General features: G+C 34.5%; 17 protein-coding genes. 1 reads left to right on the forward strand and 16 read right to left on the reverse strand.

Annotated elements, in window-relative coordinates; translation table 11 throughout:
• Nucleotides 1-195 precede the first annotated feature (195 nt).
• From QTL86_RS14750 to QTL86_RS14800, 11 genes are all read right to left on the reverse strand, one after another.
• Nucleotides 196-1,023 (reverse strand): carbohydrate ABC transporter permease, encoded by an 828-nt coding sequence (locus QTL86_RS14750; protein ID WP_410495259.1) that lies wholly within the window; start codon nucleotides 1,021-1,023, stop codon nucleotides 196-198.
• Between the two features lie 14 nt (nucleotides 1,024-1,037).
• The gene (locus QTL86_RS14755; RefSeq protein WP_127065596.1) at nucleotides 1,038-1,925 is read right to left on the reverse strand and encodes a carbohydrate ABC transporter permease; all 888 of its coding nucleotides are present in this window, start codon (nucleotides 1,923-1,925) and stop codon (nucleotides 1,038-1,040) included.
• Between the two features lie 105 nt (nucleotides 1,926-2,030).
• Complete coding sequence (locus tag QTL86_RS14760) at nucleotides 2,031-3,374, reverse strand: extracellular solute-binding protein (RefSeq protein WP_127065595.1); 1,344 nt, start codon at nucleotides 3,372-3,374, stop codon at nucleotides 2,031-2,033.
• Between the two features lie 121 nt (nucleotides 3,375-3,495).
• Complete coding sequence (locus QTL86_RS14765; RefSeq protein WP_243118671.1) at nucleotides 3,496-4,251, reverse strand: response regulator; 756 nt, start codon at nucleotides 4,249-4,251, stop codon at nucleotides 3,496-3,498.
• Nucleotides 4,251-5,990 (reverse strand): sensor histidine kinase, encoded by a 1,740-nt coding sequence (locus tag QTL86_RS14770; protein ID WP_410495261.1) that lies wholly within the window; start codon nucleotides 5,988-5,990, stop codon nucleotides 4,251-4,253. Before QTL86_RS14770 ends, QTL86_RS14765 begins: the two co-directional genes overlap by 1 nt.
• A 78-nt stretch (nucleotides 5,991-6,068) precedes the next feature.
• Nucleotides 6,069-8,045, reverse strand: a complete 1,977-nt coding sequence (tkt, locus tag QTL86_RS14775; RefSeq protein WP_127065592.1) for a transketolase — start codon at nucleotides 8,043-8,045, stop codon at nucleotides 6,069-6,071.
• 129 nt (nucleotides 8,046-8,174) lie between these two features.
• The gene (gene fsa, locus QTL86_RS14780; protein ID WP_127065591.1) at nucleotides 8,175-8,828 is read right to left on the reverse strand and encodes a fructose-6-phosphate aldolase; all 654 of its coding nucleotides are present in this window, start codon (nucleotides 8,826-8,828) and stop codon (nucleotides 8,175-8,177) included.
• Nucleotides 8,829-9,142: 314 nt separating this feature from the next.
• Nucleotides 9,143-9,877 (reverse strand): GntR family transcriptional regulator, encoded by a 735-nt coding sequence (locus QTL86_RS14785; protein ID WP_013655604.1) that lies wholly within the window; start codon nucleotides 9,875-9,877, stop codon nucleotides 9,143-9,145.
• Between the two features lie 105 nt (nucleotides 9,878-9,982).
• Entirely contained in the window at nucleotides 9,983-10,435 is a 453-nt protein-coding gene (locus QTL86_RS14790; protein WP_013655603.1) for a hypothetical protein, read from the reverse strand.
• Nucleotides 10,435-11,295, reverse strand: a complete 861-nt coding sequence (locus QTL86_RS14795) for an AraC family transcriptional regulator (RefSeq protein ID WP_127065590.1) — start codon at nucleotides 11,293-11,295, stop codon at nucleotides 10,435-10,437. Before QTL86_RS14795 ends, QTL86_RS14790 begins: the two co-directional genes overlap by 1 nt.
• A gap of 166 nt (nucleotides 11,296-11,461) precedes the next feature.
• The gene (locus tag QTL86_RS14800; protein ID WP_410495263.1) at nucleotides 11,462-13,267 is read right to left on the reverse strand and encodes a MutS-related protein; all 1,806 of its coding nucleotides are present in this window, start codon (nucleotides 13,265-13,267) and stop codon (nucleotides 11,462-11,464) included.
• Nucleotides 13,268-13,572: 305 nt separating this feature from the next.
• On the opposite strand from QTL86_RS14800, the gene QTL86_RS14805 reads away from it, so the two are divergent.
• A complete protein-coding gene (locus QTL86_RS14805; protein ID WP_410495264.1) occupies nucleotides 13,573-15,714 on the forward strand; it encodes a glycoside hydrolase family 3 C-terminal domain-containing protein in 2,142 nt (713 codons plus the stop codon).
• Nucleotides 15,715-15,831: 117 nt separating this feature from the next.
• Here the strand turns inward: QTL86_RS14805 and QTL86_RS14810 are convergent, their stop codons facing one another.
• The 5 genes from QTL86_RS14810 to QTL86_RS14830 form a co-directional block, all read right to left on the reverse strand.
• Nucleotides 15,832-16,503, reverse strand: coding sequence for an SDR family NAD(P)-dependent oxidoreductase (locus tag QTL86_RS14810; protein WP_190283503.1), 672 nt, complete (start codon nucleotides 16,501-16,503; stop codon nucleotides 15,832-15,834).
• Between the two features lie 197 nt (nucleotides 16,504-16,700).
• Entirely contained in the window at nucleotides 16,701-17,492 is a 792-nt protein-coding gene (locus QTL86_RS14815) for a polysaccharide deacetylase family protein (protein ID WP_410495266.1), read from the reverse strand.
• A gap of 33 nt (nucleotides 17,493-17,525) precedes the next feature.
• The gene (locus tag QTL86_RS14820) at nucleotides 17,526-19,103 is read right to left on the reverse strand and encodes a mannitol dehydrogenase family protein (protein WP_127065585.1); all 1,578 of its coding nucleotides are present in this window, start codon (nucleotides 19,101-19,103) and stop codon (nucleotides 17,526-17,528) included.
• 14 nt (nucleotides 19,104-19,117) lie between these two features.
• Entirely contained in the window at nucleotides 19,118-20,185 is a 1,068-nt protein-coding gene (gene uxuA / locus QTL86_RS14825; protein ID WP_127065584.1) for a mannonate dehydratase, read from the reverse strand.
• Between the two features lie 25 nt (nucleotides 20,186-20,210).
• Nucleotides 20,211-22,325, reverse strand: coding sequence for a glycoside hydrolase family 3 protein (locus QTL86_RS14830; RefSeq protein ID WP_127065583.1), 2,115 nt, complete (start codon nucleotides 22,323-22,325; stop codon nucleotides 20,211-20,213).
• Nucleotides 22,326-22,346 lie beyond the last annotated feature (21 nt).

Genomic DNA, 22,346 nt, shown 5'->3' on the forward strand with positions numbered 1-22,346 from the left:
AACATCTAATGAAATCTTAATATATATTCGGAATATTTTAAATATTTTTGTTTATTATGTATATTTTTATGTGTTATTTTGTTATTTTTTTGTTTGTTTTTACCAGTTTTAGGTTATTTATTAAGTCTTTTATCCTCTACTTGTAGCACTCTATAAGTGGGAAAGTCCTTTTATAAATCCCTAAATGATTAATAGTTATCCTTTAACAGCCCCCATTACTAGACTGTCTTGTACTTGTCTATTAAGTAATAAGTAAATCATTATCGTTGGTATGGTTGCTACGACCAATGCCGCTCCAATAGGTCCCCATTGAGTTAAAAACTGACTTGACATAGATTGAATACCTACTGTTAGCGTTTTCTTTGCATTATTGCTAATGAATACTGTTGCAAACATCAGCTCATTCCATGCTTGTATAAATGTAAAAATGGATACTGTAGCTATAGCCGGTTTCAATAAAGGTAGAATGACTGATATAAAAATCTTATAGATACTGGCACCATCTATACTTGCTGATTCCTCTAATTCTCTCGGAATACCTGCTACAAAGCCAGTCATAATCATAATTGCCACTGGCATAGCAAAGGCTACATATGGAATAATCAATGACCATGCGGTATTTAGTATATGCAAGGTTTGCATCATATAAAATACAGGTAATAAAGCTGCATGAATAGGAATCATAATACCTATCATAAAAATAGTCATAGCTGTTTTTCTAAGCTTCCATACCATTCGTTCTAATGCATAGCTGGCTGTTACCGCTACTATAATGGTTAATAAGATGGTCATACCTGTAACAATCACACTATTTAATAGGTAGATACCTACATTGCCTCCCATAAATGCTGATTGATAGTTGGAAAAGATCCAATGCCTTGGAAGTCCTGCTATATTCTCACCAAATATTTCTGTGTTATCTTTAAGAGAAAAACACACTAACCAATAAATAGGAAACAGGCATATTACAGTCCATATGCTCAGTAATAAATATTTTAAACCTACCACTATCCTTTTACCCATGTGCTTTTCCTCCTTTAATAACGTTTCTCTATTTGACTAAAAATGCCTCTAGCTAAAGCTGTAAAAATAAAACACTCAATAATAATAAATACTGCCATAGCACTTCCATAGCCGTATCGATAGCTGTTAAAAATACTCTTAACCATAAGTGTACTTGGCACTTCACTTGCACCTGCTGGGCCTCCATTAGTTAGTACAAATACTAAATCAAATACTTTAAGTGATCCCGTTACTGATAAAATAGTACTTACCTTAAGCATAGGAATAATAAGTGGTATGGTTATCTTAGTTGCCATTTTCCTACTACTTGCTCCATCTATTTGAGCTGCCTCATAAATATCAGGTGATATCGTCTTGATTGCAGCATATAGTAAAAGCATATGATAACCTACATACTGCCACAAAATAGGTACAAAAGAAGCCCCTAAAGCTGTATTCGTTTCTCCTAGCCAAGCCTTTGCCCATCTCCCTAAACCTATTGCTCTTAAAAACGTATTAAGTAGTCCATAGTCAGGATTATAAATTTTCATCCATAGCTGTCCAATAACAACTGTGGCTAGTACAACTGGGATAAAAAACACTGTTCTAAAAAAGCCCTCTCCCTTAATACCATTAGCCAAAACAAGTGCTAGTATTAAAGAAATGGGTATTTGAATCACTAATGAAACTACTAAGAAAAACAAGGAGTTCATAACAGCTTTAGGGAACCCATCCTTGTTATTTATAAAGAGTTCTTTAAAGTTATCTATTCCAATAAATTTTGCTATGCCAAAGCCATTCCAATCTAATGTTGAGTAATATCCTGATAAAATAACAGGTAATACGATAATTAGCAAAAAGAATAATGTTGCTGGTAGCATAAACAGAAAAATAGCTTTCTTATCAGCGAAAATATTCTTCATCTCATCTCTCCCCCTCTATCACAAAGTTCTCTATCATCAAGTCCTGTTTAGAAAAGCCACTGTTAGCTTAAGTTCTGCTTAAACAACAGTGGCTTTTGTATTTAACTATTCATTCATTGTTTGTAACTGTTTTACAAATTCTTCTGGTGTAATTTGTTTTGCAAATAATTCTGCTGATTTATTCATATAGGTTTCGGAATCTTCACCTTCAAGTAATGTATTCCACCATAAAGTAAATGAATTAGAGTCCTGAATCAAATCAACTAATTGTAATGTCAGTGGATCAATTTGAGATTCATCTACATCTACTTTCCATGTTGGGATACCAGCCCCACTTAAGTATAAGTTCTTAGAGAATTTTTCAGAAATTGTTCTTAATGCATATACTGCTTCTTTAGGATGTTTTGTAGCAGCATTAACGACAAAGGTTTCAGCTACACCACCAGTAAAGTCATTCACATTGCTCTTTTCGTTAATCGTTGGGAATTTAGCAATTGAGATTTTACCTTTTACAGGACAATCATCTGCATTGATATTTCCAATTGTCCAGCTACCATTAACGTACATCGGTATTTGACCATTATAGAAAGGTACTTCTGATTCATCTCTTGATACTCCCAAAGCACCATTTGTAAATGCACCCATGTCTACAAGTTCTTGTAATTTAGCAGCACCTTCAATAATACCCTCATCTACGAAAGAGCCTTTTTTAGTTAAAGCATTATAACATGTTTCATAGCCTGCTGCTCTTGTTTCTATAATATCTAAATACATATCGATACACCATCTATCTTTAGCACCTACTGCCATTGGTGTAATACCATTATCTTTAAATGTTTTACAAGCTGTTACTAATTCATCCCATGTTTCAGGAATTTTAACACTATATTTATTAAATAACTCTGTATTTACAAAGAATGTGCCAACTGACATTGAGTGTCCTATACCATAAATCTTTCCGTCAAATGTCATATTGGTAAGCGTACCATTTAATATTTTATCTTTCGTAGCATCATCAAGGTACTCATCTAATGCAAGGACTTTACCTGCATCTACGATATTCTTCATATAACCGCCGCTCCAGTAGAAATAAATGTCTGGTGCTTCATTAGCTGCAATTGTTGCTGTCATCTTCGTTTTATAAGTTTCATTTTCAGTTGCATCTAATACTACCTGAATATTAGGATTTTCTTCATTAAACTCTTTTACTGCTGCTTCAAATGGCGCTTTACTAGATTCACTTTCCGCTGCCCAAATATGCCACAAATTCAAGGTCACCACTTCATCTGAGGTAGTTTCTGCTTCTTGTTTTGCTTCTGTACTTGTACTAGCAGTATTCTCAGTTTTAGTTCCATCCCCTGTTGTAGTAGTACCGCCTGTACATCCTATCATTGAAAATGCCATCATGCTTGAGATTAAGAATGTTATTGCCTTTTTAAATTTCCCCATCTTATCCCCTCCTGGATATATTGTAGTTTTTTACAACCAAATCCTTGATATGCTTTTATTTTATAGGCATTTTGCATCTATGTACACGTATTTAGATGTTTAAAAATAGTAATTTTTTTACCTATTCTAAGTTATACTTATGATTTTTTATCACTTTTTTATAATCATGAATGGACATTCCCCTATTTTTCTTAAAACATTTACTAAAATAAGTAGCATCTACTACACCTACTAATTCAGCTATCTCATAAGCTTTCTTATCTGTATTTTCAAGGTACCATATAGCTCTCTCGATTCTTGCCTTTGTAAGATATTCTATGAAAGGTTCGCCTACCTCTCTCTTGAATAATCTACTTAAATAAGATGAATTCAAAAAAAAATGGGCGGCCACTGTTGATAAAGATAGATCTTGATCACTTAAATGCTCTCTCACATACTCTAATACCTGTTGAATGACTGGCCTCGATGCACTTTCCTTTTCACTAATGCCGTACTTAAGCCTTCTTTCCTTTACCCTCATAATAGCTTTTTCTAAAGCTTCATTTAATTCACTTTTTCTAATAGGTTTTAAAAGATAGTCAGACACCCCTAATTTGATAGCTCTTTGGGCATACTCAAATTCTTCATAAGCACTAATCATAATAATAATCAAATCGGGGTTATAAGCTAACGCTTTTTGAGTCAACTCTAAACCATCTACAATAGGCATCTTTATATCCGTAATCACTATATCTGGATATTTTTGCTTAATCACTGCTATACCCTCTTCTCCATTAGTAGCTTCACAAATCATATTTATCCCTAGTTCCTTATTAATAAGCAGCTTAATAAGTCCCCTGGTTTTCTCTTCATCATCAATTACGAGCACTTTAATCATCACTCTCTACTCCCCCCTATTGGTATATAAAGCGTTATCTTCGTCCCCCTATCTTCCTCACTTTCTATCCTATATAAATCTCTTCTTTCGAAAAAAATGTTCAATCGTTCAAAAGTCCCCCTTAACCCAAAGCTTGCCTTATTATTCATAATGGTTGCTATTTTTTCTCCTGCCATACCAACCCCATCATCTTCTACTTCAAGTAAAATATAGTTTTCCTCTAATCTCGAACGAATGGCGATATGCCCTGGTTGTTGTTTTGGTTTAATACCATGGTAAATAGCATTTTCCACTAATGGTTGCAGTATAAGTTTTGGTACTGTATAGGGCAGTACACAAGCTTCTATTTCAAAGGTAAACTGTATGGTCTCTCCATATCTCATTTTTTGCAGGTATAAATAATCTTTTACAATATTTATTTCCTCTTCAAGTGAAATAATTTCACTTCCCTTACTTAAGCTAGTACGATAGTAATTTCCAAAGGCCTCCAGCGCTTCACAAAGTTCGTCATTTCTTCCTGAATAAGCTAAAAACCGCATGGCATCAATAGTATTGTATAAAAAGTGGGGCTTTACTTGTTCTTGCAGCATCCTAAGTTCAGCAGTTCTCTTAAACTGCTGTTCTGCATAAATTCTTTTAATGAGTTTTTCAATCTCATCTACCATATCATTATAATGATTTTTAAGTTCACCAACCTCATCGCCTCCTGTCTTTATATCTACCTTTACAAACTTTCCAGTTTCCATCTGTTTCATTGAATGAACCAATCTTTCAATAGGTTTTGTAATAGTGTGGGACATAATTAAACAGCTCACCATAACAAAAATACCACTCATAATAATAATAACAACAATGGCTACTTGATAAGGTTCCCTCTCTAATTCCTTTATTGGAATACTCATAATAGCCATCCAGCCATATTTAGATAACACTTTGTATGAAAATAAATACCTACTATCATTTACACTTACAATGCGTGACCCCTTCTCATCCTTTAATCCTTTAGGAAAAATCTCATTAATTATTTCTTTAGAGATATCCCCTTCTGTAGCAATTACTTTTTGATTTTCATTCAGCAGTAAAATATTAGGACTATATCCACTTGAAATTTCATCATAATTACTTTTAAAGGCCTCCTCTGAGATGTTAATCATCAATGTTCCTATAGGTTTCATTGTCACTGTGCTATTAATAATACGAATCAAAGAAATGGTATTTTCTGCTTCTCCATTCCAAAAAATATCATCTGCATTAATCTCAATAATATAATAACCTTTTTCATCCTTTGCTCTCTCGTACCAAGAAGCCTCTTCAATAGATTCAAATTTTAAAGACTTCAAAGAATGCTTATCTGAGCCATATCGATGCCCATAATGATCAAATACATAAATAGACTGAACATACGGTATGGAGTGAACCATCTCCGCTAGAGCTGTCGACACCCGATTTTGATTGGCTACTAATTCCGTATTACTCTTTTCTTTAATAACTTGTTGAATTTCATTATTGGCTATTATAATTCTAGAATTATTGCTAACATTAGTAATGACATTATCAATATTCGTTTCAAGTGAGTTTAATGATTGTGTTATTAGACTTACTTGTTTTTCAATAGTAATTTGATTGCTTATATAAGCGTAGATGGTAAGCGATATACTTAAGGAAAAAACCAAAAAACACATATACATAATAGACAACTTAATTGAAATCTTCCAATCTGAATATGCTAGCTTTCTCATAGTCATTCTCCTTAATAACTTAAAACAAAAAGGTGCTGTACAACTTACTCTTTAGTTGTGCAACACCTTTTTTAGTCTCTATTTACGTAACATTTGCTTAGCTTGATTTACTACATTCTCTACTGCAAATCCCTGCTTTTTAAATATAATACCTGCCGGAGCTGACTCACCAAAGGTATCTATTGAAATCACTTGTCCTTCAAATCCTGTGTACTTATGCCAACCGAAGCTAGTAGCTGCTTCTATTGCAATTCTCTTTACCTTATTACTTGGCAGGATAGATTCTTTATACTCGTCAGATTGCTTTTCAAAAACATCTACAGATGCCATGCTAATAGCACTTGCTTTAATACCTTCTTCAGCTAATACTTTTGTTGCTTGTTCAACTAAATGTACCTCTGAACCTGTTGCAATTAATAATATCTCCGCCTCTTCTGGCGCTACACCACCTACGACATAGGCACCTTTCTTAGCTTCTTCTCCTGATTTTTCAAGGAAAGGTAGGTCTTGTCTTGAAAGAACAATAGCTACTGGTTCTGTTTTACTATTTAGTGCATACTCCCATGCTGCCACTGTTTCTTTCGCATCAGCTGGCCTAAAAGTTATAAGGTTTGGCGTACTACGAAGCATTGCTAGCTGCTCTATAGGTTGATGTGTTGGACCATCTTCTCCTACTCCTATGCTATCATGAGTTAATACATAAGTTACTGGCAATTTCATAAGTGCTGCTAATCGCATTGGATTCTTCATATAATCACTAAATACAAAAAAGGTTGAACAGAAGGTTCTAAGTCCCCCGTGTAAAGTGATACCATTTGCTATAGCACCCATAGCATGTTCACGAATGCCAAAGTGAAGATTCCGTCCTGAGTAGTCTTCGCTACTAAAATCCCCCTTACCATTCATATAAGTTTTAGTCGAAGGAGCAAGGTCTGCAGATCCTCCTATTATGTAATCAACTACGTCTGCCATATGATTAATGACTTCGTAAGAAGCTACACGTGTAGCCATTTTCTTACTTGTATCTTGATACTTATCATAAATATCTAATTTTACTTCTCCTAGGTTATGCCACTGCTCCCACTTCTCAACATATTCTGGATAAGTTTTGGCATAGCTTTCAAATAGCTTCTGCCACTCAGCTTCTTTCTTAGCACCCTCTTGATTAAGTTCTTTAATATGTGTTTTCACTTCATCTTCTACAAAGAATGCTTGATCATGGTGTTCTAAAAAGCTTCTCATTTCTGCTAAATTCTCCTGTCCTAAAGGCTCACCATGTGCTGCTGCTTTTCCTTGTTTCTTTGGACAACCATATCCAATTTGTGTTTTTATTTCTATAAAGCTTGGTTTTGATAGATTAGCTTTAGCCGCATCTAGTGCTTTTTTAATAGCCGCTATATCATTACCGTCTTCTACAAGGAAGGTTTCAAAACCTTGTGCCTCAAAACGTGCTCTTACGTTTTCTTTAAAAGCAATATTGGTACTACCTTCAATAGTAATATTATTTGAATCATAGAGTACAATAAGCTTACCTAATTTTAATGTGCCTGCTAGAGACGCTGCTTCATAGGAAATACCTTCCATCAAACAGCCATCTCCAACTAATGTATAGGTATAATGATCTACAATAGGATAGCCCTCTTTATTGAATTCAGCACTCAAATGTTTTTCTGCTATGGCCATACCTACTGCCATGGCAATCCCTTGTCCTAAAGGACCTGTAGTTGCTTCTACTCCAACAGTATGTCCATACTCTGGATGACCTGGTGTTAGGCTTCCTTCTTGGCGGAAATTCTTGAGGTCTTCTGCTGTGAGTCCATAATTAAATACATGTAATAAAGCATATAATAGGGCTGAACCATGTCCTGCTGAAAGAACAAAGCGGTCTCTATTTTCCCATTTTGGATTTTTAGGATTATGTGCCATATTAGCCCATAAAGTATATGCCATAGGCGCAGAACCTAAAGGCAATCCTGGATGTCCTGAATTAGCCTCTTGAACAGCTTCTGCTGCTAATACACGAATAGTATTAATTGTTTTTTGCTCTACTTTCATTTTCTACTCCCTTTCTCCTATTAAAATCTTCTAAATACCTCGTTCTGTAATTATGACAGTTATTAGTTCTTTAAAATATATGCATATGACCTTAAAAGAAGGGCCATATGCAAAATAAGGGGGTTATTGTTAGTTAAGCTTTTGTTCTAAACCTTCCCAATCCTTGAGGAATCTTTGAATACCATTATCTGTAAGAGGATGTTTAGTCATTTGAATAATGACGTTATAAGGGACAGTTGCAATATGAGCTCCTGCTTTAGCTGCATCTACTACATGAAGAGGACTACGTACACTAGCTGCGATAATCTCTGTTTCAATGCCGTGGATATCAAATATTTCTGCAATATCTCTTACTAATTGCATACCTTCTGCTCCGACATCATCAAGCCTTCCCAAGAATGGACTAACATAAGTAGCTCCAGCTCTAGCTGCAAGTAAAGCTTGTGCAGCTGAAAAAATTAAAGTTACATTGGTTTTAATCCCTTTGGCAGTTAGCTGTTTCGTTGCTTTTAACCCTTCTTCTGTCATAGGTAATTTAATAACAATATTTTTGTGTATTTTAGCAAGTTCTAAAGCTTCCTCTACCATTTTAGGTGCTTCAAGTGAAATAACTTCTGCACTAATAGGACCATCTACAATCTCTGTAATTTCTTTAATAACGGATTTAAACTCAAGTCCTTCACGAGCAATAAGAGAAGGGTTAGTAGTTACCCCACAGATTACTCCTAGGTCATTTGCCTTACGAATTTCTTCAGTATTAGCTGTGTCCACAAATAATTTCATTTTAATTCCTCCTAAATAGTTGTATATAAAGTTTTATTGAATCTATTATCACGTTGTTTTTCATCACGTCGTTATGTTGTCCGTACAAGTTAAATATACTACTATATTTTTAATTTTTCAATAGTATCTGATTATAAAGTCTAAATATTTTTATCAAAGTGTATTTAAATCTTATTAAAAAAGTTTTCTCAATTACTTTCTCCGCTGAAACTTGCCTTTATTCATCACTTGATATTTCCTATTTAACAAAAAAATCACACATTAATTACTGTAACCTTTACAGTTTCAATTAATGTGTGTTCCTTATAACTTTATCATCTATGTTGCTCAATATAAAATTGAAATTGATCTGAACGATAAATCGCTTCAAAATACTCTATTATAACCTCTTTACCTTTCATATCTGCATAAACTTGTCCCTTAAATAGCATGACAGGTGCCCCTTCTTTAATTTTAAGCTGAAGTGCTATTTCTTCATTAGCTAAAATGGCTTCTACTGTACGAATAGCTCTAGTAATGACTATGCCATAGTCCTTTTCAATCACCTTATATAAGGATTCTTTGTTAAAATCCACCTTTTCAATGCCTGGTACAAGATGATAAGGAATATGACTCTTGTTTTTATTAATAGGGATTTCATCCCCATAAATAACACGTTCCATGTAAAAGGTTTCTTGCTCTTGGTCGATTTCTAACATCTTGGCTACTCGTTTTGAGGGCTTTTCTATAGTAGCTTTTAATACAAAAGGTTTTGGTTCTAGACCATAACGTCTAATATCTTCACTACAACCAGATAGCTTAATAAGTCCTTGCTCAAAACCACGCCCTTTCACAAAGGTTCCTTTGCCTTGCTTTTTATATAAATAACCCTCATTAACCAGTTCATCAATAGCTTTTCTAACTGTAGTACGACTTAAGTTATAGGTCTGCATAAGCTTAGGTTCTGAAGGTATACATTCGTCTACGCCGATCTCTTCATTTTCAATCATATCAATAATTATATTTTTTAATTGATAGTACATAGGTAAAAAGTTGTTTTGAATTTGCATACGGCACCTTTTCCTTGTCCTTAATATTAAATCATCTCATTTATTATAACATATTGTAACAATTCAGGTGAAATAATTTAAAAAGCAACGAACGATTAAAATGAATTAAAATCTTGACTTTTCATAATTATAAGGAATGCTTGTTCCTACAACGACATCTTCAATCTTCTCAATAATTAGCCAATCATCCATATTCCCTTGATGGTCAAATGCTAAAGGTTCTATTTCTCGGGTACCTGTAAATGCCACTAAACACATACATTTTTTGTGCCATCGTTCTTGTTGTTTTTTGGATAAATTGAGCTGGGGCTGATTGTTTTCAAGTGTACTATTAATCTCTTCTTCTGTTAGCTTAATATAGTTTTGTACAGATTCTACAGTTGCCATTGCCGTGATTTTACCTGTTCCCTTTTTCATGAAGTAAAGTTTTTCTCCTTCAAACACTCTACTATGGGGTATTTTTCGTCCTGCTGCTGCTCTTATAATCATTGTCTTTGAACCTTCTACTATTTTTTCTAATACCTTTTCCTTATCATCGCAGTATACTAAATGAACCACTAGTTATCCTCCTTTTTCATGACTGGAATCCAAACTTCAAACTTTGTATTTTGTGGGTCTGGTGAAAGGTAAACTTCTATATCTGGTGCGTTTCCATATTCATAGCCTGAAGTAGGTAGCCACTCTGTCACAATCCTTCTTTCTAATTCCTGCACTGCCTCTGGCATAGTCCCTTCTCCATAAAAAATGGCCCAGGTTGCTGGAGGCACTGTGAATTCTTCTAGTGATTCATCTAAAGGCTCATGACTTGCTGCTGCAATAAAATACTTCCACTGTTCTCTTTCATTACATGCACTTACCCCTAGTATGCCTTTAGGTTCTCCATTCATCATTGCTGCTAACTTTTCTATAGTGCCGCTCATTGCGGCCTTTTGCCACATCATCGGTACTACTTCGAAATTCTTTTCTATGTCTTGATGTAATGGAGCAGAAATCCCTATAATTCTAAAAGCTTCTTTCTTTTCGATTCTGTAATTCATTGCTACATCTCCCTTAATAGATAAACTAAAGCTGATAGGAGGATAAGCCTTTAAACTAATGCCCTCTTGTCTTGCCTTAGAGGGTGTCACATCATGGATGCTTTGAAAAGCACGATTAAAAGCTGTAGGAGATTCATAGCCATAAATAAGAGCAAGATCCACAATCTTTATATCTGTACTTTGCAATCTTACTGCTGCCATAGTCATTCGCCTACGTCGTATGTATTCTGAAAGTGGCACATTTGCCATATAAGTAAACATTCTTTGAAAATGGTAAGTTGAACAGCAAGCTAACTTAGCCACCTCTTCATACTTTATTTCATCTTCTAAATGCTCTTCAATATACTTCATAGCACGGTTTAAGCATTGTATCCATTCCATTTTTTCAGCTCCTTTTTATCATATATTAAGGTGAGTCACTTAGCCTCTCTTCTAATGCCTAAAAATGAGAGTTTTCTTACTTTTATTATACCTATCCAACTCCTTATAAACAATGGAACCCTAGTTAAATACCAAATTAGCATTATTAACTAGGGTTCTTATTTACCTATTTTATAATTCCTACCATTCTCAGTAAATACTTGGCGTTAGTGGTCTTACAACGACCCTTTTGAAGTTGATAGTCAAACTGTATCTCATTGTCTTTATAATGCTCTGTAAAGTGATAGTTATAAGATTCTCTTTTGCTACTATTTTCAAGTTCACATAGTTCAAAATCATGAGTGCTTACCATGACCGTAATCCATGGTTTTTCTAAAGCATGAATGGTTTCTGTAGCACCTAATATACGATCAGCTGAATTCGTTCCCTTAAAAATCTCATCTATTAATACAAGCATCGGCTGCTTTAATTCTGCTAATGTGATCATTTGTTTAATGCGTAAGAGTTCAGCATAAAAAGTTGAAATACCTTCATTGACATTATCTTCAATACGCATTGAAGTGAGTACCTCCATGCGTGCGGCTTCAAAGCTAGTTGCTAATACAGGTGCCCCTGCATAAGCTAAAGCTAGGTTAACACCTATTGTCCTTAGAAAAGTAGTTTTCCCTGACATATTGGAACCTGTAATAATACAGGTAGCATTTTTTAACTCTAATGCATTGCCTACCGCTGTTTGTTCTTGTATCAATGGGTGTTTTAACTGTGAAAAATTTACAAAAGGCTCTTTGGTTTCTTCTACCTGTGGGAAAACATAATCTTCTTTTACTTCACCAATGACAGCTAGGCTTAGGAGGGCTTCCATTTCCCCCATCACCTTTAACCAACGACGGACTGATTTACCATATTGTTTATGCCACATATAGTAAATATCCATACAATGAAAATCCCACATTAAAGTACTTGCTACAATCATATAACCTAGTCCATTAAACCTTACTTTTAAGGCTTCTGTTAATTGTTTAAGTCCCTTTAAGGCCTTCTTTGGACCACCTTGGTCACGTAAGCTTTTTTGCAGGTCTTTTAAATAATCACACTTAAACTCTTTGTTTTCTATAGCATAGAGAAAGGCTTCATAGGCCTTTATGTTTTGGCTAAACTTAATAATGGGCTCAAATACCATATGATGCTTCCTATAGTAAAAGGCACCTAATCCTATCTGAACCAGTATACCAAGACTTCCTAACAAATTAGTAATTGGTGTTTGTCTATGAATCCCAATTAAAACACTAGAGAAAAGTACAATAAAGGGGAGTACTAGCGCTAAGCCCTTCATTACTATACTCTGCTTCTTGTCTTCCCCTTCAGCTAGCTCTACAAAAGCTTCCATTGTTTGAATTTCTATCCCCTCTTCGTTCTTCCCAATCATCTGGCTTAAAGTCTGAAGATGCAAGGCAAATGCTTCATCATTAAGTAGCTCTTTAATAGCTTCTTGCCTTCTAGAGATTTGTTCATGTTGAGCGCCCTCAACTAATGCTTTTGCTAGCGCTTCTTTCCCATAAGGTGTATGTCCAACACAAATATACTGAAATAAAGAACCTTTACCTAATAAATCTAAATCCTTGGTTCTAGGAATATCTTGAGTAATATAATCTTTTCCCTCCTCTTTAAAATCTAACCACTCTTGTCCTAGACGTTTTACATAACCTTCTACCACTTCTTTTTTAGCTGTTTCATATTGCTTTTGGTTTTTTAACTTATTATAATGTTTTACCAAACCTATAAAACCTAATATAAGTAAAATCCCAATCATATAATAAAAATTATTTTTAAGTTCAAAACCTGCTATAATGCTAACTATCCCTAGTAAAAAAGTAGCTATTCTAAGCCATCCTACTTTGTCTAACCTATGCTCTAAAATACTTAATACTGTGTTTATCTGTTCTATATGAGATAAATACTTTTGTTTTTTCATCCGATTCTCCTATTCATGGTTCATTTAGACTACCGACAGTTCAACACTACAAAACCTTAGCATTTAATATCTGATTATATTTTAAATACTTTCTTTTACTTTGTATAGTAATTATTTGTAAAATATAATCACAACCATTGCCCTTAAATACCTATATATTCTAATAATAAAAATCTTTTTATATTTCTTTTAAAAAGTTTTTTATTATTTCATTGACGACTTTCACAAACTGTATTAACATTTATATATAATTAAAAATTTAGTTTACTTATTATTTTATTTATTTAAAGGAGGCCATACCCATCATGATTCATAATACCTTATTGCATGCACAAAAATTAGTTTCACAAATGACTATACAAGAAAAAATAACACAAATGCTTTATCAATCTCCAGCTATAGAACGCCTTGGCATTCCTGCTTATAATTGGTGGAATGAAGCTCTACATGGTGTAGCACGTGCAGGCATTGCTACTATGTTTCCCCAAGCTATTGGTATGGCTGCAACCTTTGATGAAAACTTACTTCACCAAGTAGCAGATATCGTGTCTACTGAAGGACGTGCCAAATTTAATGCTTTTTCTAAAAAAGGAGATCGTGATATTTACAAAGGCATTACTTTCTGGGCCCCAAATATTAATATTTTTAGAGACCCAAGATGGGGACGTGGCCATGAAACCTTTGGTGAAGATCCTTATTTAACCTCTAGACTTGGTATTGCTTATATTAAAGGGCTTCAAGGCGAGGATAGAGAACATCTTAAAACAACAGCTTGCGCTAAACATTTTGCTGTACATAGCGGTCCTGAAGGTATTCGCCATAGCTTTGATGCTGTTGTAAACAAAAAAGATTTATATGATACCTACCTTTATGCTTTTAAAAGATGTGTTCAAGAAGGCCAAGTAGAAGCTGTTATGGGTGCTTATAATAGAGTTAATGGAGAACCTGCTTGTGGTAGTAAAACGCTTCTCCAAGATATTTTGCGTGATGATTGGGACTTTAAAGGACATGTTGTCTCTGACTGTTGGGCAATTCTAGACTTCCATGAGCATCATCATGTTACTTCTACTGTAGTTGAATCTGCTGCTATGGCTGTTAATAATGGATGTGATTTAAACTGTGGTAGTGCTTTTCTGCATTTATATGCTGCTTATGAGCAAGGCTTAGTAACTGAAGAAGCTATTGACCAAGCCGTTATTAGACTTTTAGATACACGCATTCGATTAGGTATGCTTGAAGATTATCCTTCCCCATATGAAGATACACCTTATGAGCTTGTGGAATGCAAAGAACATATTAATCTTTCCTTAGAGGTAGCTAAACGAAGTGTTGTTCTTCTCAAAAATGATGGCCTACTTCCTTTAAAGAAAGAAAACCTTAAGTCTATTGCTGTTATTGGCCCTAATGCCAATTCAAGAGATGGCCTTATTGGAAACTATGTAGGTACTTCTTCTGAATATATTACCCCACTTGAAGGTATTAAAAATTATGTAGGTGATGATGTAAGAGTATATTATGCTCAAGGTACTCACCTTTATAAAGATAAAGTAGAGTCCTTAGCAGAAAGTAAAGACCGTTTTGCTGAAGCTATCTTAGCAGCAGAAATGGCTGATGTCGTTGTCATGTGCTTAGGTTTAGACGCTACTATCGAAGGTGAACAAGGTGATGCTGGTAATGAATATGCAAGTGGTGATAAATTTGACCTTAACCTACCTGGTAATCAGCAAGAATTACTAGAAGCTGTACATGCTGTAGGCAAGCCAGTTATTCTCCTTCTTTCCTCCGGCAGTGCTTTAGCTGTTAAGTGGGCTGATGAAAATGTTAATGCTATTTTACAGACTTGGTACATAGGTGCTCGTGGTGGTAAAGTCATTGCAGAATTACTATTTGGTGAGTCTTCTCCTTCTGGAAAATTACCTATTACATTTTATAACTCAACAGATGAACTTCCTGCATTTGAAGATTATTCTATGACCAATAGAACTTATCGCTATATGAATTCTCCTGCTTTATATCCATTTGGATACGGCTTAACTTATACTCATATCAATTATAGTAATAGTCACTTAAGTAAAACTAAATTAGCTACGAATGAAGAGCTCACTGTTACGACCACGGTTACTAATGCAGGAAACTATCCAATTCATGAAAGCATTCAAATTTATATCAAAGATTTAAACGCAAGTACAACAGTTCCTCATTATGCTCTTAAGGGAATGGGCATCGCTAGATTAGCACCTGGTGAATCAAAAGAATTCTCCTATGTGATTAAACCTAGAGATTTAGCACTTATTAATGATGATGGTGAATGTTGGATAGAACCTGGTAAATTTACACTTTACATTGGTGGTGGACAGCCTGATACTCGTACTAAGGCTCTTACTGGACATACCATTGATGCTTTAGACTTTGAAGTAATAGGTACTGCCTGTCAATTAGAATATTAATCTTGTTTGTATCATTAATATCATTATATAAAATAAATATTTCTTATATAATAAAGGAAGCTTGTCATTAATGACAAGCTTCCTTTATTATATAAGTCTTTATTTGATCTTATCCTATCAATAACCTTTATAGTCTTCTATCTTATGAGTAGAAATAACTTTATTATTAATTTCTAACTCATAAGTCTCAAACTTTCCTTGTTTTATTGCTTTAAATGCATCTATGTATATCTTACACATATCATTCACATGAATATCATTTTGAGTATAAACATGATCTTCTTCTTTTAGATATCTAATAATTTTGATTCCCCAATCAGCATCAACTTTATAAATTTCTTGGAGTATTCTTTCTATCATTTTCTTTGCACTTCCAAAGGTAGTCGTGTTTCTTCCATTGTCTTCATAAAATCCTTCTGAAGAGCTAAACAACATTTTTTTTACATTATGTTCTGCCATCACCTGACATAATACTAAAGTACTAGTTAGATTGGTATAATAATAATCTATCGGTTTATTTGTATATTCTCCTGTACATTTAATACCCGCAAAATGAATAATGCCTTCTATTTCATTTTCTCTAAAAATACGTTCTACTAATTCCTTATTGCCTAAGTCCATTGCATAAAACTTTATCTTATCTTGTGCCTGTTCCTGAATATGATATAATCGATTAACATCAGATGTTAAGAAATTATCTACTACAATAACTTCATACCCTTGCTTTAAAAGTTCTATACATACATGAGAACCAGTATATCCTGCCCCTCCAGTCACTAAAATCGTCATATTCATTCTCCTCTATTTTATATAATTTTAAGGATAATAAACTAGTTAAAACCAATAGTTGTTAATATGATATAAATGCTCTTATCCTTCTTTAATTTTATTAACAAATCCTGGTTTCCTCAACCTCACAAATTGTATAATAAATACCTACTAATTATTAGTAATATACTACAACTCCTCTTCTATACAGCCTTTTTTCAAAGTTTAGTATATCCCGGTTTTAGTTCTATCACTTGTCCTTCATACTCTGCCCAGATGGAAATATCCGCATTGTTGATGTACATCTTTTCATCTGTACTTACTGTAACATGGCGCATAGCATTAATATAGTGTTCAATTTCTAGGTTGGTAGCATACCATACATCTTCCTTAAAACTTATTCTCTCACAGAATTTTTCTATGACACTCCAATTGTTTTCTCTAGCAAACTCAAAACTATGTCCCCATATATAAAAAAGTGGCATTTTCATATACTCTGGCATATTTAGAAAGACATCTGCTTTCTCCATAATAGAGTCATTATGATGACATGTAGGATGCCAGCACATGAAATCACCTGGAATGCCAAAACCCTGTGTAGACTCAACTGTTCTAGAATACTTAATTCCTAATTGTGCTAACGTTTGCTTAATGCCCATTGAATACTCACCAAAGGCATAAGACATTCCTACTACTGGCTGTTCTATATAGCCTTCAAGATTCTTTCTATCTTCCCAAATTTCATTAATGAGTTGTTCTTTTGTTAACTGTCCTAAATATTTATGATTCTTTCCATGACATGCTACTTCATGCCCCTTATATAGTTCTTTTAAAGCATTACTTTTCACATAACCTTCTTTATTTAAGGTTCCTGAATTTAAATGAAAGGTTGCTTTCATATGATACTTGTTAAAAATGTCAATTAGTCGCTCATCATATACTTGACCATCGTCATAGCTAAAAGTTATTGCTTTCTTCTTTGCCTCAGGGTATAAAAATTCTAAGCACATCTCTATCTCTCCTTTTAAAAGTGATCTATTTAATTATTGCATTAAATATTTATCTAGTACTTTTTGTATGACATTTTTATCTGCTGTAAGCTCTGCAAAATAATGTTCTACTTTAGTACCTAATCCTACCTCATATAAATTCACCCCAAATAAACTTTCATCTGACAAAATAGGTGCTAGTTTTAAACTTATATTTTCATTCTTACCTAAGTATAAACCTTCTAATGCCTTCTGTAAAATAGCCCCTCTTGGGTCAGGACCTACTTCATATGCTTTTCCAGCATCATTAATGCCTAATAAGTAGCGACACCAACCAGCAATGACTAGAGGAATGTATGTTAATTGTTCTATCTTATTCTCCCCCTGCCTTTTATAAGCCTTAAGTGTCTCCCCAAACCGTATAGGCATTTTCAGCGAAGTATCTGCAATAATACGCCATGGACTATCTAAAATAAACGGATTAGGTAGTCTGATTTCTATGACTTCCTTGATAAAATGATAGGGATTAACCATGGCTGGACTCGTTACAACTGGTAACCCTTCTTCATAACCAATCTTTTCAATCAGTTGGAGGAGTAATGGATTACCTACTGCTTCATCAATAGTTTTATAGTCTAATAAGCATCCAAATATAGCTAATGCTGTATGTAATGGATTCAAGCAAGTACATACTTTCATCTTTTCAGTGCGTTCTACTTCTTCTCTTGTTGTAAAAATAACACCTGCATCTTCTAGGCATGGTCTACCATTTGGGAAACTATCTTCTATCACTAAATACTGAATTTCTTCTGCATTCACAAAGGGAGCAACCCATGTATTTTTACTCGTTTTAATAATGGGCATTTCTTCAAAACCCGCTTTTATAAGCATTTCTTGAACCTTTTTGTTAGGTTGAGGCGTAATTTTATCTATCATAGACCAAGGAAATGACACCCTCTTAGGATCTTGCAAATAAGTTTTAAATGCTGCATCCATCTTGCCTCTTTTAATCCATTCTTCTGCAAATTTGCAAACTGCCTCTTGTAACTTCTTCCCATTCTGTGAACAATTATCTAAGCTCACTACCGCAATCGGCTTACCTCCTTTCTTATATCTGCAGTAGCACAAATAAGTTAATTGGCCCATTAAACTCTCACTTGCTTCTGGCTCTCTTTCAAAATCTGTTTCATAACTAGAGACACTATATCCTTTTTCTGTAATAGTAAAAGTCACCATTTGCAAAGAGTCTTCCTCAAAAAAGTGTATTAGGCGTTGCCATCCTTCTTTATCTGACTTTACTGACTCTATAACACTTCCTATAATCTCCTTATTAACACTTCCATCTCTTTTGAGAGTTACTGAAACATTTAAATCATCATAAGGTTTATAAGCAAGATCAATAATCCCTGTGTCATACGTTTCAACGACTATAATACCTTTGTCACTTTTTCCGTCTTCTAAAAGCTGATTTTGCAGTGTTGCTATAAAGCCTCTAAAAATATTGCCTGCCCCAAAATGCAGCCATATAGGTGCTGCTAAAGTAGCTGTTTTTATCTTTTTTCTATCATAATTAAAACATCTTATCTCTTTTTGTGATTTTAGTGTTGTGACTAATTCTTGATTCAGTTTCACCCTTCTCGCCTCCTTTAGCTCACTGATTTTGTAATAGCTTCCCATAAACCATTCAAGTAGCATGCTCCTAATGCACGGTCATACAAACCATACCCCGGCATAGCAACTTCTCCCCATATCATTCTTCCATGATCCGGTCTGATGGGTCCATCAAACCCTGTATCATATAAGGCTTTCATCACTTCATACATATCCATAGAACCATCCTTAGATAAATGGGCAGCTTCTTCAAATACACCTGGACTCTCATGCTTTAAGTTTCTAACATGGGCAAAATGTATTCTACCTTTAATACTTCTAATAATGTCAGGTATATCATTTTGAGGATTAGAACCTAGTGAACCAGTACATAAAGTAAGTCCATTATAAGGATTATCAACCGCTTTTAAGAACCGTAGAATTTGTTCTTTATTCGTAATAATGCGTGGCAAGTTAAATACTGGCCATGCTGGGTCATCTGGATGTATAGCCATCTTAATCTCATATTTTTCACAAGTAGGCATGATGGCTTTTAAGAAGTAAACAAAGTTATCAAATAGTTTTTTTTCATCAATCTCTGCATATAAAGTAAAGAGCTCTTTAATTTGAGCTAAACGTTCTGGTTCCCAACCTGGCATAATAAAACCATTGGATTTATGCTCCATACTACTAAACATTTTATCTGGATCAATGGCATCAATTATTTTTTGATTATACGCTAGTACAGTAGAACCATCTAATCTTCTTTTAGCTAAGTCTGATCGTGTCCAGTCAAATACAGGCATAAAGTTATAACATACCATATGGATATCTGCTTCACCTAATGCGGACAAAGATTGAATATAGTTATCTATGTATTCGTCTCTTTCTTTACTCCCGGCTTTAATAGCGTCGTGAATATTGACACTTTCTATTCCCGAAAGGTTAAGACCTTCTGCTTCAATCTCTGCTTTTAGTTTTTTTATACGATCTAGCTGCCATACTTCTCCAGGCTTTGTATCGTATAAAGTAGAGATAATCCCTGTAACACCTGGAATCTGTTTAATTTGCTTTAGTGATACACTGTCAAATCCATTGCCAAACCATCTTAATGTCATTTCCATCTTGCAAATTCCTCCTTAATCTCTCTTACAAATAAATCTCCTTAATAATAGGCCTTCTTCCTGTTAATTCAACACTTCTCTTATCTGGTCCACTTGTGCCAATAAATAGCTTAAAATGATGACTATCTATATAACGTTTACCCTCTTCATCAACGATTTCAAAGGCTCTTTGTTTTATTTGAAGCGTTATTTGAGGTTCATCATATGCAGCTAAATAAATAGATTTGTAAGCACATAAGCTGTAATTAGGAACGGCCCATCTAGATTCCATATCTTTAATATAAACCTGCACTACATCATAAGTACAAACTTCTGATTGATTAGTGACTTGAAGCTGTATTTCATAGATGATTTCATTTTCTATATTTCTCTCTTTTATGACTGCATCTTTCACTTCTACCTTGGCATAGTTAAGACCATAACCAAAAGGATATAGCGCCTCATTTTTCATATAACGATACGTCCGCCCAGCCATACTGTAGTCTCTAAAATCCGGTAATTCTTCTGTGGTTTTATAAAAGGTTATTGGTAATTTGCCACTAGGAGAATACTCTCCAAATAAAAGCTGTGCTAGTGCCTTACCACCTGATTGACCTGGGTACCAAGTTTCTAGAATTGCCTCACAGTATTCTTGGGCTGTATGAATAGCCATGGCACTACCACTACTTAAAATAAGAATAGTTGGTTTACCTATTTTTAGTACTTCTTCTAAAAGCAATTGTTGTCTTCCAATTAGGTTCAAATCACTTTTGTCGCCTGCGGCAAAGGCATTTCCCGTATCGCCTTGTTCTCCTTCTATACTTGCATCTAAACCAAGACAGAGAATAATAACATCACTTTGTTCTGCTACTATAAGGGCTTCTGATAATCTATCATTTTCCCAGGACAAACCAGATATGCTGTTTTTAAATAAATGACATCCCTCTGCATAATAAACTCTTGCTGCATCTCCAACATAATCTTGAATCCCCTCTAAAAAAGTAGTATATCTAGAAGCTGTCCCAAAATAATTACCTTGTAAAACCGTACGACTATTGGCTGTAGGGCCAATAACACCAATAGCTTTTGTTTGTTTTAAATTAAGTGGTAAAATACCATTATTTTTAAGCAGTACCATACTCCTTCTAGCTACATCTAAGGCAATGTCACGATGAACTTTACAATCATTGACTTCATATGGAATTTTATTATACTCACAGTTTTCATCAAACAATCCTAATTTCATACGAATTGCCATAAGCTTCTGCGCTGATTTTGTAACGTTTTCTTCTGTTACAAGTCCTTCTTTATAAGCTTGTAGCATATGTAAATAGGTATTACCACAATTTAACTGGCAGCCATTATTAATAGCTAATGCTGCAGATTCTGTAGCCGTATGTGTTACCATATGTTCTGTATGAAAATCACGAATAGCCCAGCAATCTGAGACAACATAACCATCAAAGCCCCATTCTTCCTTTAAAATATCTTGTAGTAAAACCTTACTTCCACAGGCAGGCTCTCCATTGACACGGTTATAAGCTCCCATCATTCCTGCTACTTTCCCCTTAGTAACTGCTGCTTCAAAAGCAGGTAAATAAGTTTCATACAAATCTTTTTTAGAAACAACTGCATCAAAGTGATGTCTCTCTTCTTCTGGCCCTGAGTGAACTGCAAAGTGCTTAGCACATGCTGCAGCTTTCCAATAGTGATGATTTTCATCTCCTTGTAAGCCATGAATAAAAGCAACCCCTAAGCGTGATGTTAAATAAGGGTCTTCACCATACGTTTCATGTCCTCTTCCCCATCTTGGATCTCTAAATATATTAATGTTAGGTGCCCATAAGGTCATTCCCTTATAAATATCTCTATCTTCTTTTTTAGCAAATTCATTATACTTAGCTCTAGCCTCTGTCGCGATAATATCTGCTATTTCATAGAGATATTCTTCATCAAACATAGCTGCCATACCTATAGCTTGTGGAAACACTGTTGCTACACCTGCTCTAGCAACTCCATGCAAAGCCTCACTCCACCAATTATAAGCTGGCACTCCCAATCTTTTAATGGCAGGAGAATCATATCTGAGCATAGAGGCTTTTTCTAATAAATCCATTTGTGCTACTAGCTGCCCTGCTTTGTTCATAAATACTTCTTCCATCTTTACACCTCCTTACAAGCT

The sequence above is a fragment of the Cellulosilyticum sp. ST5 genome, assembly GCF_046529625.1.
GTDB lineage: Bacteria > Bacillota > Clostridia > Lachnospirales > Cellulosilyticaceae > Cellulosilyticum > Cellulosilyticum lentocellum.